Here is a 12,818-nt window from a genome sequence, read left to right as displayed (position 1 = left end):
CTCTCTCTCTCTCTCTCTCTCGCGCGCGCGCGCATGAAAGTTTCAATTCGCTGAGAGATCTCCGGATCGTCGACGGGCCGACGTATCGATTCCATTCGACGCCAGTTTCGTACGATATCGAAATACCAGTACCACTTGCGCTTCACGGTCGTTTCGATGAAGTGCTCCTCAGCGGGAAAGACAGCCATCCCCAGTCCGAGCTGCGCTGGCATGGACTGCTGTACGGGATAGACATGGCTTCATGTTAGCCTCCATAAGTTCCTGCTAATTTTGAATGAGTAACGACCGAACTTGACGGGGAGGGGAGGGGAGGGGAGGGGAGGGGACCCGTAGTATACAGCTTGAGGAGCGCAAAAGTTTGGAATACGGCACATGCCTGACGTGCATGTAAACGAGCTCCTCCCGCAGAGTACCGCAACCACGCGTTGTTGCCACCTCTATCTTCGCGCCATGCCTAAATGGCGCTCTTCCAAACACGCCATCAAAACAATAGGTTATATTTTTAAAGGCACGACATTCATTAGCCTCTTCTAAACTCCGCCATCTCAACCCAGCGACCTATGATCACAGGCGGTGACTAAGCGGCCACGAGAAATATGCCTTATCCTGTCGCCGAGTACTGCACGATCCGGCGTCCCTCAATAGCGCAGCTCCCCCGCGCGTGGATCCGGTGTGCTTCAGGCTGTGCGTCGCGAGAGTATCCCGGACGTTATGTTGCCACTGCAGGAGCCAAGCGTTTGTCGAACCCCGGCATGGCTACACCCGAGCACTCGAACTCCGGAGGATACAAGCTATTCGCCTGCCGGGTTAAAACTAGGCGGAAGGAGAGGGGACCCCGATGCCCCAACCGATAAATTTGGGGGGTCGTATCAAGGCACCGCCAGATCACTCGTCGAAATGCAGCTCACCGGACATTTGACCCGAACCTGGTGACGAGGGGTCAACCGTGGAGATCGAAATTCGTCTGCGGATAAGATCCGAGGCGATGTCGACTTCGGAACAAACCGTCCTCCAATGGGTTATTCAGCGCGCATTCGAAACTGACTGCAGAATTGGAGGAACACCATGAAAAAATTCACTTTTGGCCTTGCAGCCATTCTTCTCTCGACGTCTGCGGCCTTCGCTCAAAGCGAGACGCCCAAGACGTCGCAGACAACCCCTGCGGTGAATACCTCCGGCGAAACCAATCCCGGCGCTCCGGTTGCTGGAAAGAATAGCTTCACCGAAGCGCAGGCAAAGTCCCGCATCGAGGAAGCTGGCTACACCGAAGTGTCGGGTCTCAAGCTCGACGACCAGGGCATATGGCGTGCCATGGGTACGAAGGACGGGAAACACGGCAATGTGGCACTCGACTTCCAAGGCAACATCACAATGGCCCAGTAACCGCAAAATAAGCGAAAACGACAACAATAACAATAACTAAGAGGACTTCCCATGAGAACGGTTACAGGACTTTTCGACAGCTACGACGACGCGCGCGCAGCCGTTAAGGCTCTTGAAGACGCTGGTGTGTCTTCCGACGACATTAGCATTGTCTCCCACAAGGACGGCAAGGAAGACGTCGAAGGTCAGGGCAATAACGCCGCTGAGGGCGCGGGCACTGGTGCCGGTATTGGTGCCGCTGCTGGTGGTGCCGGCGGCCTCCTTGCAGGCCTTGGGTTGCTTGCTATTCCAGGCGTTGGCCCGGTCGTGGCTGCTGGCTGGCTTGCTGCAACCGCTGCGGGCGCTGTTGCAGGGGCCGTCGCTGGTGGCGCCGCAGGCGGTATCGTCGGTGCAATGATCGAATCCGGCGTGTCTGAGAATGACGCCCATCTTTATGCCGAGGGTGTGCGCCGCGGCGGCTCGTTGGTCGTTGCCAAGGTGGACGAAGACAAGGTTGCTGCCTCGGAGGCCATTCTCAGCCGTTCGCGTGCAGTTGACCTTGCCGAACGTCGCGCCGCGTACAGCAACGATGGCTGGACACGGTTCGATCAGACGTCTGAGCCGTACACAACGGATCAAATAGCGGCCGAGCGCGGTCGATATCGTACTGAACCGCGCATCTAATAAATGATTGGCATACAAGGGCGGCCGTCGAGGCCGCCCTTGTTCACATACAGCTCGCCAATCTCAGACTTCCCACCAGGCCAGACTTTCTACCGCACGTTTGGACTATCCCTCCTGATCGTAAGGATCCGATCGCCCCGTGCTGCCAGGTTCGGCTTGAAGCTAAGGGCATCTCACCTCCCAAGGAAAGATCAGGCGGGCAAGGGCGTCTATAAAACTCTGGAGCATTGCCTTGACGAATACCCCGGGGCCCTGCTGCGATATTTATCCTAGTCGCAGACATGCAGGCGATGCTAGCCCCCAGCCCTCATGCTCTCCTGTCCGTTTGCCTTCAACAATGACATGACCATCGGGCCCAGTGAGAACTCTCCACGCTCGCTCCGTCGGGTCAGATCCCTCAGATACCCTCCCGCCGAGTTGATTGTATTCATTCGCTCCAAGATGCAGCCGATAGCTGTTGCAGCGTTTTCAGGTCCCATGGCTTCGCAGGCATCCTGGTAAGCTGAAGGGCTCACTCCCAGCACAGAGCGAACGACCACACCTGCCGACATCAGATCCCGCCAACTTCCGATCGTGCCGCCCGGCCCATAGTCGGCAATTGTTGGACAAGCACGAAGCACCATACTGAGCGGAAGTGCCTTTATCGGCTCGCTCCTCGTCTGGCTTATAATACTCGGCTTCGCGCCCTGCTCGTTTCTAGAGCATGGTTCAAGTTCATTAGGAGATTCGGATTTTGAATTCTGTATGTGGCGCTCAGTATGAGCGGCATTGGTGCTATTATTTTCTGGAAACTGCTGGATTTCCAAGCGATTAACGACCTCTTGCTGAAGCAGCTGCATTTCGTCCAGGGTCGCCTTGATAGCGTCGAGCGTGGGGACGCGCGGGATTCGGCTCACGAGTGCGACGTAAACCTCCTCTGCGGCCTGCCAGTCACCATCCGCGCCCTCTTCCATGGCGGCGGTAATGAGCTTCCTGACGTCCCGGCGGCAAATCGTCAAAGCCTCCTTTGCGTTCCTCAAGGCTGCGCGCTCAGCCATGACCTGCTGCGCCAGCATGGCAAGCTCCTCGCTGCGCGCAAGCAGCGGAGACAGGTCAAAGCCGAACGCGTTCTCGATCTCCCCAGCTTGGTCCTTCCGAGCGTACCGCTTGCCGTTAGCGCTATCCTTGCGAACGATCAAACCCGCTTCCACCAACACTGCAATGTGCCTGCGCAAAGTCGCCCCGGCCATGCCATGAGCTCGCAGCGAGAGTTGTGCGTTTGACGGAAAGACGATCAACTTCGCGTCCTGTCGCAACTCATTATGGGGATAGAAGCTCAACAATGCGTCGAGGACAGCAAGGCTGTTGGACTGTATCCCAAGGACGTTCATCGCGGCGGAAGCATCCCGGAAGACCTTCCACTTATCCGCCGTCTTTCCCTGTTTTATATCGGCTAGTGCAACCTGACGCCGCGCAAGCGCAAGCGTCATCGGCCGCCGCCCAAAAGGCGTCGTTACATTTCCCGTTTGCATCGTCTCTCACCTTTCAGAAGGCAAAAGAAATCCGCTCACCGAAACGGTGCCAAGACTCTTGACGAGGTTTCATGGAAATGCGATTCTCAAGCTGCTAGACATCGAGAAGGGCTTCCACGGACAACCGTTGGGGGCCTTTTTCTTTTCCCGGCTTACTCTCCGTTTTTCCGTTTATTTTTCACACGGTGCTCCTCGTAGAGCGCCGGCAAGCGATTGAGGACGAACGTCGCGAAGTCCGGCGTCGCCTTTTTGTCGATTACGATTTCGAGTCTGACCTTGCTCTGAGTCACCTGCGCAAGTCTGTCACCGTTAGGCGCCGACATGACCTGCGGAAGTCCGCGCGCGATCCGCTGAGGCTTAAGATAGGCAACTACGGACTTAAAGCGTTCCGCTGACGGCAGAGCCTGTACCTCGGTAGACATCACATATCGTGATGCATCTGACGGAGAAGGTGCCTTTTCGACGAGTTCCGCCAACTGCTGCCAGCTCGGTCGTCCGACACCGGGCGCCGCGCCAATCCCATCGATGAGATCAGAGGGGAGCGCATCGACGAGTAAAAGCATTTTCGACAAGTTGCTCTTGTCGACAGACATCGCCGCAATGACGACCTCTCGTGGGAACTTTTTATTCAGATGGTAGGCAAATCGGGCCTTTTCGATAAAGGTGAGATCTTCCCGCTCATTGTTCTCTTGTCCTTGCGCAACAACAAGTTGCTCGTCCGTCAACTCGCGCACTACCGCCTTGACCGGAAGACCGAGCTCTGACACAGCGCGCAATCGACGGTGGCCAAACGCTACCTGATATCGCCCGGATCCCTCAGGATGAGGACGGACAAGAATGGGAACCTGCTGACCCTGCTCCCGGATTGAGGACACAAGTCCATCGATATCACCCGGCATGCGATCCTGCACAAACGATGGCTCAATCGTTGAGGCGTCCAGCTCAATTACAGCTTGGCCTTCAGCCAGGCGACGCTCTATCTCTTCAGCGCGGCCGAGGCGATCATTCTGCTCACGCAGTGCGTTGCCGATATTGGCGGTCAGCTTCGTCGCGGGATCACGCTCCCGTCGGGCGACACCGATAAGTGGCAAGGACCGACTTTTTGCCGCCCGGTTGTCAGCAGACTGTGTTTCAGCGACGTCTGTGGCAACGCCAAGAATGTGTTTCCTGCTCATGTGGATCTACCCCATGCTTTCTTGATCAGGCTTTCAATTTCGTCATTTACCGCGTTCATCGCCTCCAAGGCGCGATCGTAGGTCGATCGAGTAAACTGACTGCGCTCAACTTCGAAGAGCGTTTGATTGGTCAGGCCCGCGTCCGAAACAGCCGTGGTCTTCAGCATTGGGAAATTGAGCACATTCTCGCCGAAGATCGAGCGCAAATACCCGACCATCTGATTCTGTGGACCGTCGCTTGGCTCGAACCGGGTGATCAGATAACGCATCCAATTGAACTTGAACTGAGCACCGGCATTCTCGATTTCGCGCAGCAGGTTGGATGTCATAGCCAGGAACTGATTCATCGACATCACGTCCAACATCTGAGGATGAACAGTGACAAGAATGGAGGTCGCAGCCGTCAAAGCCGACAGCGTCAGGTAACCGAGCTGTGGAGGGCAGTCGATCACAACGACATCGTAGTTGTCCGCGATATCCTCGATCACTTGACTGATCCGTCCGTAAAAGAGCGTATCGCCTTCCTTCCGCTTCATCAGTGCACGCGGCGTATCGTGCTCAAACTCCATCAGTTCCAGATTACCCGGTATCAGGTGCAGGTCAGGAATATATGTGCCTCTGACAACTTGCTCGATCGGGACCCGCTCTTCATCGTATCTGATTGCGCCGTAAAGCGTTTCGTTCGGACCAACATCAGTCTCTGGCTGGCTGCCAAAAAGAGCGGAAAGACTGGCTTGTGGATCCAGATCGATCGCCAGGACCCGATATCCACGCATAGCGAGATACTGCGCAAGATGCGCGGCGGTGGTGGTCTTGCCGGAACCACCTTTGAAATTCATCACAGATATAACTTGGAGCTGCTCACCATCGCGACGGTGCGGTAGATAGCGCCTGCTTCCGCGACCCACGAGGTCCATATGCTTGCGAAGAGCATGGATATCCTCGATGGAGAACATGCGTCTGCCACCAGGGCTCATACTGACATTCAACTCTGGCATCTCTGACGCGGTCTGCCGCAAGTATGACTCGCCGACTCCAAGCAGTTTTGATGCCTCTGACGGCCCAAATGTACGAATCCCTTTTTCGGCTGTAGGCGGGAAAACCTTGATGTGATGTGCCTGAAGCTGGCTGGAGAGAGCGTCCGCGTGGCGCTCCAACAGAGCAGTCAATCCTTCGAGTACAGGCGCTGCTTTTGCGGCGGTTTTCGCCATCTCAAAACCCATTCCATGCCAGTGGCGATATTTTTCGCGAAACCCGAATAGTTTCGCCACCAACAGTAAGCGTCGATTCTGCCGTTTGGGCAAGGCCTTTTTGGTTAATGCCCGGTTAACCAAAAAGGCCTGGAACATCAAAGCCAATTAGAATGTAACCGACTTTTCATAATGTTAGAGAACCATTCCCTCTCCTACGTTCACGGTCTGTTTTACGGCGAATCCTACAATTATACCGTGAGTGTTTTAGCCACTACCTGGCCGCTCCGTTTACCGTGGATGACAATGAGGGTCCGACTCACCCGATAGAAGCTTGTAGGATTCTACAACTGTCGCCTGATTCCCGTCTGTGTTGAAATCTCCGCCAACAAACCAAGGCGGAGAAATTCATGCAGGGTGTTGCGATCTCGACCCCGACAAATGTCGGGCAAGCCCACTTACTCCTCAATCATTTCTATCTCGGAGTTGAGTTGGGTCCCGTCCGTATCGGCTGGAAAGCTGGCGTTGCCAACGGCTCCAAAGGCCATGTTCACGCCAACTGCGTCCACGACCCGGCGGTCGGCGCAGCGCGCCAGGTGATCGGTTCTCGCTTCCGCTTTAGTACTATCCATGAAGAGGAGGGAGAAGCTCTCCCCGGGAAACGACACTCACCCGAGTTGCCGGCATCCCCGAGCGACAAATCGCGCGCAAATGCGACGGCCAGCGACCTCTGGTTCGGCAGGAGGCTTTCCTGCCTCGGCTTGCGGCTCCGCCAGACGACGAATGCAGGCTTATCAACTCCCCCGTCAGCCAGCCACAAAAGGAGAGGTGCGTGACACAGCTTCGTTCCCACCCCAGGCTTGTTCGCAAACTCCAGGAGGCGCTCGGCGATCAACTCTGCGCTGCGCTCGACGACAGTAATGTCGCCGAGATCATGCTCAATCCCGATGGGAAGCTGTTCATCGAACGTCTTGGCCATGGTGTCGCCCCTGCGGGGGAAATGTCATCCGCCGCCGCGGAAACTGTCATTGGCACGGTGGCACATGCGCTCCAATCGGAAGTCGACAGCGATCAGCCAATCATTTCGGGCGAACTTCCTATCGGCGGGCATCGCTTTGAGGGCTTGCTGCCCCCGATAGTCACCAAGCCCGCCTTCACTATCCGCCGGAGGGCCTCACGCCTGATCCCTCTCGATGACTATGTCCGCACCGGCGTCATGACGGAGATCCAGGCTGGTACCATTCGCAGCGCTTTAGAGGCACGCCTCAACATCATCATTTCCGGCGGGACCGGCTCGGGCAAGACGACGCTTGCAAATGCCGTGATCAACGAGATCGTTAGTGTCGCTCCTGAAGACCGCCTGGTCATCCTGGAGGATACAGCAGAAATCCAGTGCGCTGCAGAGAACGCGGTACTCCTCCATACAAGCGATACGGTCGATATGGCCCGTTTGCTGAAAAGCACGATGCGGTTGCGTCCCGACCGAATTGTGGTGGGCGAGGTTCGCGATGGTGCTGCTCTGACCCTCCTGAAGGCATGGAACACAGGCCATCCTGGCGGTGTAGCGACGATCCACTCGAATACCGCCACCTCAGCACTTCGTCGCCTGGAACAATTGACTGCCGAAGCCAGCCAGCAGCCCATGTGCGAGGTAATCGGCGAGGCGGTTGACCTGATCGTCTCCATCGAACGTACGTCCCGCGGCCGGCGGGTCCGCGACGTCATCCATGTCGAGCGGTTCGGCGACGACCAATACGAAATCCACTCCGATCAGCTCACAGCAGAACAGGAAGCGCGCCATGTCGCCTGACAAGTCCATTGCAGCCGTTTTGCTCGTCGCCACTCCGATCTTCCTCGCTTCCGTATTCCCGGTGTCCGCAAGTTCCGGCGGCAGCCTTCCATGGGAAGGCCCGCTCGAACAGATCCAAGAGTCGATCACAGGCCCGGTTGCTGGCTACATCGCATTGGCCGCCGTCGCGATTGCCGGCGGCATGCTGATCTTCGGCGGTGAGCTGAACGACTTCGCACGTCGGCTGGTTTATGTGGTGCTGGTGGCAGGTATCCTTCTCGGCGCCACTGCCATCGTCGGACTGTTCGGTGCGACAGGCGCGTCGATTGGTCTACCCGACGAACTGACCTCCCCTCAACCCTTCGCGGCTGGGGAGGACACCAATGGCTGACTATCTATCCGGATCTGGACTGCGCCGAAATCGCATTCACCGGGCGCTGTCACGCCCGAGCCTGCTCATGGGCGCCGATCGAGAGCTGGTGCTGCTCACAGGTCTCGCGGCTGTCATTTTGATCTTCGTTGTCCTGACTATCTACTCCGCGCTTTTCGGAGCGGCCGTCTGGTTCGTTCTCGTTGGTATTCTTCGCATGATGGCAAAGGCCGATCCGCTGATGCGGAAAGTGTACGTGCGGCACATATCCTACAAACCACACTACAGGCCTACCGCGTCACCGTGGCGCAAGTTCTAAGGAAACGGCAATGGCAAAACTCAGTCGCTTCCGCGACAGCGGTCCATCCTTCGCGGATCTGGTGCCGTATGCCGGCCTGATCGACAACGGCATCCTGCTTCTCAAGGACGGGAGCCTTATGGCTGCCTGGTATTTTGCCGGCCCGGACTCGGAAAGCGCGACGGACCTGGAGCGCAATGAGCTTTCGCGTCAGATCAACGCGATCCTATCGCGGCTTGGCAGCGGATGGATGATCCAGGTCGAGGCCATACGAATCCCAACCATCGACTATCCGTCAGAGGATCGATGCCACTTTCCGGATCCGGTCACCCTGGCAATCGATGAGGAAAGGCGCGCGCATTTTGGCCGAAGCCAAGGTCATTTCGAGAGCACGCACGCTTTGGTCCTGACCTACCGGCCCCTAGAATCCAGGAAGGCCACACTTAGCAAATACGTCTACTCCGACAAGGAGAGCCGTAAGAAGTCCTATGCCGACACCGTGCTCCTTGTCTTCAGGGACGCCATTCGGGAGATTGAGCAGTATCTGTCCAATGCCATCTCGATCAGGCGGATGGAAACGCGCGCTGTTTCCGAGCGAGGAGGGGACAGGATCGCTCGCTACGACGAGCTTCTTCAATTCATCCGCTTTTGTATTACCGGTGAAAATCATCCGATCCGGCTCCCCGATGTTCCCATGTATCTGGACTGGATCGCAACCGCCGAGCTGGAGCACGGGCTAACACCAAAAGTCGAAAGCCGCTTCCTGGGCGTGGTCGCGATCGACGGCTTACCGGCCGAGAGCTGGCCCGGCATCCTGAACAGCCTCGACCTGATGCCACTGACCTACCGCTGGTCATCGCGCTTCATTTTTCTCGATGCCGAAGAGGCGCGGCAAAAGCTCGAGCGAACCCGTAAGAAGTGGCAACAGAAGGTGCGCCCCTTCGTCGACCAGTTATTCCAGACCCAGAGCCGGTCGCTCGATCAGGACGCCATGACCATGGTCGCCGAAACCGAGGACGCGATCGCCCAAGCATCGTCCCAACTGGTGGCATACGGCTACTACACACCGGTCGTGATCCTCTTCGATGAGGATCGGGAGACGTTGCAGAATAATGCCGAGGCACTCCGACGTCTGGTTCAAGCCGAGGGCTTCGGCGCCCGCATCGAAACGCTCAACGCGACAGATGCCTTTCTCGGCAGCCTGCCAGGGAACTGGTACTGCAACATCCGGGAACCGCTGATCAATACCTGCAATCTCGCCGATCTCATCCCGTTGAACTCGGTATGGTCCGGCAGCCCGATCGCACCCTGTCCGTTTTATCCGGCTAACTCGCCTCCGCTCATGCAGGTCGCCAGCGGATCGACACCATTTCGGCTGAACCTGCACGCCGATGACGTCGGCCATACCCTGATCTTCGGTCCGACCGGATCGGGAAAGTCCACGCTGCTCGCACTGATCGCAGCGCAGTTCCGGAGGTATGAATTCGCCCAGATCTTCGTCTTCGACAAAGGTAACTCCCTTCTACCGCTCACACTGGCGTGCGGTGGCGATCACTATGAAGTGGGAGGGGATGCGTCGGAGGAGGGGAGGGGGCTGGCGTTCTGTCCTCTTTTCGATCTCTGTACCGACGGAGATCGTGCATGGGCAACCGAGTGGATTGAGATGCTCGTTGCTCTCCAGGAGGTAACGATCACACCTGACCATCGAAACGCCATCTCTCGTCAGATTGGCTTGATGGCCAAGGCACCCGGTCGATCCCTGTCAGACTTCGTCAGTGGCGTGCAGCTGCGCGAGATCAAGGATGCCCTCCATCACTACACCGTCGATGGACCTATGGGCCAGTTGCTAGACGCGGAAGAGGATGGGCTCACACTGAGGGCTTTCCAGTGCTTCGAGATCGAGCAACTCATGAACCTCGGCGAACGCATCCTCGTGCCGGTGCTTACCTACCTGTTCCGACGGATCGAGAAGCGTCTCGACGGATCTCCGAGCCTCATCCTCCTGGACGAGGCCTGGTTGATGCTCGGTCATCCGGTGTTTCGAGCCAAGATCAGGGAATGGTTGAAAGTCCTTCGCAAGGCAAATTGCGCGGTCGTCCTCGCTACGCAGTCGATTTCCGACGCCGAACGGTCCGGGATCATCGATGTCTTGAAGGAATCCTGTCCGACCAAGATCTGCTTGCCTAACGGCGCTGCTCGTGAGCCGGGAACCCGGGAATTCTATGAGCGCATTGGCTTCAACGAACGCCAGATCGAGATCGTCTCCAGTGCGACCCCAAAGCGAGAGTATTATATTGCCACACCCGATGGTCGACGCCTGTTCGACATGTCGCTTGGTCCCGTCGCACTGAGCTTTGTCGGAGCGTCGGGAAAAGAGGACCTGAAGCGCATTCGCGAACTCAAGTCCCAACATGGCCGAGACTGGCCAATCCATTGGCTTGAAACGAGGGGAGTTCCCGATGCCACATCGCTGCTCAACTGTGGACAAATGGCTCGCCGCAACGGCGATCGTTCTGGGATCCATGACCACTGTCCACGCCGGCTCGGCCACGGGCGCAGCCACTGAATGGACCCAGCTCGCCAACAACGCTCAGCTCGTCGATCTCCTGAAAAGCTCGGGGCTGCAGGTGGACAATCAGCTCACCCAGATCAGCCAACTGACGGAGCAGATCCACAACCAACTGAAGATCTACGAGAACATGCTGCAAAACACAGCGCAACTGCCCGATCACATCTGGGGCCAGGTCGCCGGTGATCTGAACCAGCTTCGTGCGATCGTGGACCAGGGGCAGGGCATCGCCTTCTCCATGGGCAATGCCGACGATGTCCTGCAGCAACGCTTCAAAAGCTATGTGGACCTAAAAGAAAATCTCCCCACGGGCGAGAGCTTTTCCTCAAGCTACCAGAGCTGGTCAGACACAAACCGGAACACAATCGCCAGCACGCTGAAAGCGGCAAGCCTCACGGCGGATCAATTCGACAGCGAGGAGAGTACTATGGCTGCTTTCAGGAGCATGTCCGAGTCCTCTGACGGACAGATGAAAGCACTGCAGGTCGGCCATAAGATTGCGGCCCAGCAGGTCGCACAAATGCAAAAGCTTCGCGGCCTGGTTTCTCAGCAGATGACCATGATGGGGACGTGGCTGCAAACGGAGCAGTCAGACAAGGATCTCGCTCAAGTCCGTCGAGAAAAGTTCTTTGCGCCGGCAAACCGGGGAATTCCGACAGGGCAGATGATGGAGCCGCGCTGGTGATCCGGATCCTCTATATCGTACTCGCCACTGCCACCGTGAGCGTCGTTCTCGTAGGGGAGCCTGCGCTCGCTCAATCTGGGCAGGTTATCTCCGAACTTGAAAACCAGGTTGTCACAGCTGCAGAGGGCTGGGAAACAACCGTAATGGACGCGGCTCGTTCGCTGTTTTGGCTCCTGGCGGTGATAGAAATAGGCATTGCCGCTGTTTGGTTAGCCCTTCAGGCCGCGTCGCTCGATAGTTGGTTTGCCGAGCTCGTCCGACGGATCATGTACGTTGGTTTCTTTGCGTTCATTCTAGACCAGGGACCGACATTCGCCAGAGCGGTTGTCGACAGTCTGTTTCAAATCGGGGCGGGTGGCGTGTCGGCGTCGCCAGCCGCCATTTTCGATGCCGGAATCGAGGTGGCGAGCAAAATGTCGGAGCACGTTCAATTCGGCCTCTTCGAGGATAACGCACTCGCAGTCGCAGCCGTAGTTGCAATGGTGGTAGTGATGATCTGCTTCTCTCTGGTCGCCGCCATCTTCGTGTCCGTTATAATCGAGATGTATGTTGGCCTGCTCGCGGGCATGATTATGCTCGGCCTCGGCGGATCTTCTTTTACGAAGGACTTTACCATTCGCTATCTCATTTACGCATTCAGCGTTGGCATGAAGTTGATGGCGCTGGTCATGATAGCCAAAATCGGCTCACAGGTCCTTATCGGCCTTGCACAAAGCCCGGTGGGTTCAGAGCAGCAATTCATTACAAGCCTTTCAATCGCGGGCGTCTCCGTCGTCGTTTTCATTATCGCAATGTACGTTCCGAACATCATGCAAGGCGTTGTTCAAGGGGCTTCTGTTTCAAGCGGCATGGAGACGATCCGGCACGGCGCACAGGGGGCATCCTTCGCAGCAGGCGGAGTCGTTCTTGCTATCGGCGCAGCCAGCGCTGGGTTTGCGGCCGGTCGCGCAGCCCGAGCCGCGGGCTCTTCAATCGCAGAGGCCGCTATGCGGGGAACAATCGCTGGAATTGGTTCTGCCGGACAGGCTTTGGGATCAGCAGCCAAGGAAAAAGCTATTGGCTCTCCTGGCGCCTATGCCGGCTCCATCCTCGGTCTTGCCAATGCGAAGCTGGACGAAAGTCGCGGCGGGCTCAGCGGAAAGACGCCACCTCCAGAGCGCAACGACAAACTTTGATCTAGAAGGG

11 protein-coding genes and 1 pseudogene are annotated in these 12,818 nt (G+C 57.1%); 8 read left to right on the top strand and 4 right to left on the bottom strand.

Annotated elements, in window-relative coordinates:
- Positions 1–188, bottom strand: a pseudogene (locus tag LH464_RS19990) (nucleotidyltransferase family protein); the annotation flags it as partial.
- A gap of 877 nt (positions 189–1,065) precedes the next feature.
- On the opposite strand from LH464_RS19990, the gene LH464_RS19985 reads away from it, so the two are divergent.
- Positions 1,066–1,383 carry a PepSY domain-containing protein gene (locus LH464_RS19985; RefSeq protein WP_226788173.1) on the top strand — a complete coding sequence of 106 codons (318 nt, stop codon included), beginning with the start codon at positions 1,066–1,068 and terminating at the stop codon, positions 1,381–1,383.
- A gap of 51 nt (positions 1,384–1,434) precedes the next feature.
- Positions 1,435–2,046: a general stress protein gene (locus tag LH464_RS19980; RefSeq protein ID WP_226788172.1), complete on the top strand. Its 612-nt coding sequence runs from the start codon at positions 1,435–1,437 to the stop codon at positions 2,044–2,046.
- Between the two features lie 293 nt (positions 2,047–2,339).
- Here LH464_RS19980 and repC read toward each other — a convergent pair whose 3' ends face one another.
- The 3 genes from repC to repA all read right to left on the bottom strand — a co-directional run bounded on the left by repC (position 2,340) and on the right by repA (position 5,943).
- Positions 2,340–3,557 carry a plasmid replication protein RepC gene (gene repC, locus LH464_RS19975; RefSeq protein WP_226788171.1) on the bottom strand — a complete coding sequence of 406 codons (1,218 nt, stop codon included), beginning with the start codon at positions 3,555–3,557 and terminating at the stop codon, positions 2,340–2,342.
- 152 nt (positions 3,558–3,709) lie between these two features.
- On the bottom strand, positions 3,710–4,732 hold the full coding sequence (gene repB / locus LH464_RS19970; protein ID WP_226788170.1) for a plasmid partitioning protein RepB: 1,023 nt from the start codon (positions 4,730–4,732) through the stop codon (positions 3,710–3,712).
- The gene (gene repA, locus LH464_RS19965) at positions 4,729–5,943 is read right to left on the bottom strand and encodes a plasmid partitioning protein RepA (protein ID WP_226788177.1); all 1,215 of its coding nucleotides are present in this window, start codon (positions 5,941–5,943) and stop codon (positions 4,729–4,731) included. Before repA ends, repB begins: the two co-directional genes overlap by 4 nt.
- Before the next feature lie 811 nt (positions 5,944–6,754).
- On the opposite strand from repA, the gene trbB reads away from it, so the two are divergent.
- From trbB to trbL, 6 genes are read left to right on the top strand one after another with little or no spacing between them, the layout of a single operon-like run.
- Positions 6,755–7,732, top strand: a complete 978-nt coding sequence (trbB, locus tag LH464_RS19960; protein WP_226788169.1) for a P-type conjugative transfer ATPase TrbB — start codon at positions 6,755–6,757, stop codon at positions 7,730–7,732.
- Complete coding sequence (locus LH464_RS19955) at positions 7,722–8,102, top strand: TrbC/VirB2 family protein (protein ID WP_226788168.1); 381 nt, start codon at positions 7,722–7,724, stop codon at positions 8,100–8,102. The genes trbB and LH464_RS19955 overlap by 11 nt, the downstream gene beginning before the upstream one ends.
- Positions 8,095–8,400, top strand: coding sequence for a conjugal transfer protein TrbD (locus LH464_RS19950; protein ID WP_226788167.1), 306 nt, complete (start codon positions 8,095–8,097; stop codon positions 8,398–8,400). The genes LH464_RS19955 and LH464_RS19950 overlap by 8 nt, the downstream gene beginning before the upstream one ends.
- Before the next feature lie 10 nt (positions 8,401–8,410).
- A complete protein-coding gene (locus tag LH464_RS19945; RefSeq protein WP_226788166.1) occupies positions 8,411–10,945 on the top strand; it encodes a conjugal transfer protein TrbE in 2,535 nt (844 codons plus the stop codon).
- Complete coding sequence (gene trbJ, locus LH464_RS19940; protein WP_226788165.1) at positions 10,839–11,633, top strand: P-type conjugative transfer protein TrbJ; 795 nt, start codon at positions 10,839–10,841, stop codon at positions 11,631–11,633. The genes LH464_RS19945 and trbJ overlap by 107 nt, the downstream gene beginning before the upstream one ends.
- A 5-nt stretch (positions 11,634–11,638) precedes the next feature.
- Positions 11,639–12,808 carry a P-type conjugative transfer protein TrbL gene (trbL, locus tag LH464_RS19935; RefSeq protein WP_226788176.1) on the top strand — a complete coding sequence of 390 codons (1,170 nt, stop codon included), beginning with the start codon at positions 11,639–11,641 and terminating at the stop codon, positions 12,806–12,808.
- Positions 12,809–12,818 lie beyond the last annotated feature (10 nt).

Source organism: Pseudorhizobium xiangyangii, assembly GCF_020531965.1.
GTDB lineage: Bacteria > Pseudomonadota > Alphaproteobacteria > Rhizobiales > Rhizobiaceae > Neorhizobium > Neorhizobium xiangyangii.
The sequence above is the reverse complement of the archived record's forward strand: the minus strand, read 5'-3'. Positions and strand labels throughout refer to the sequence as shown.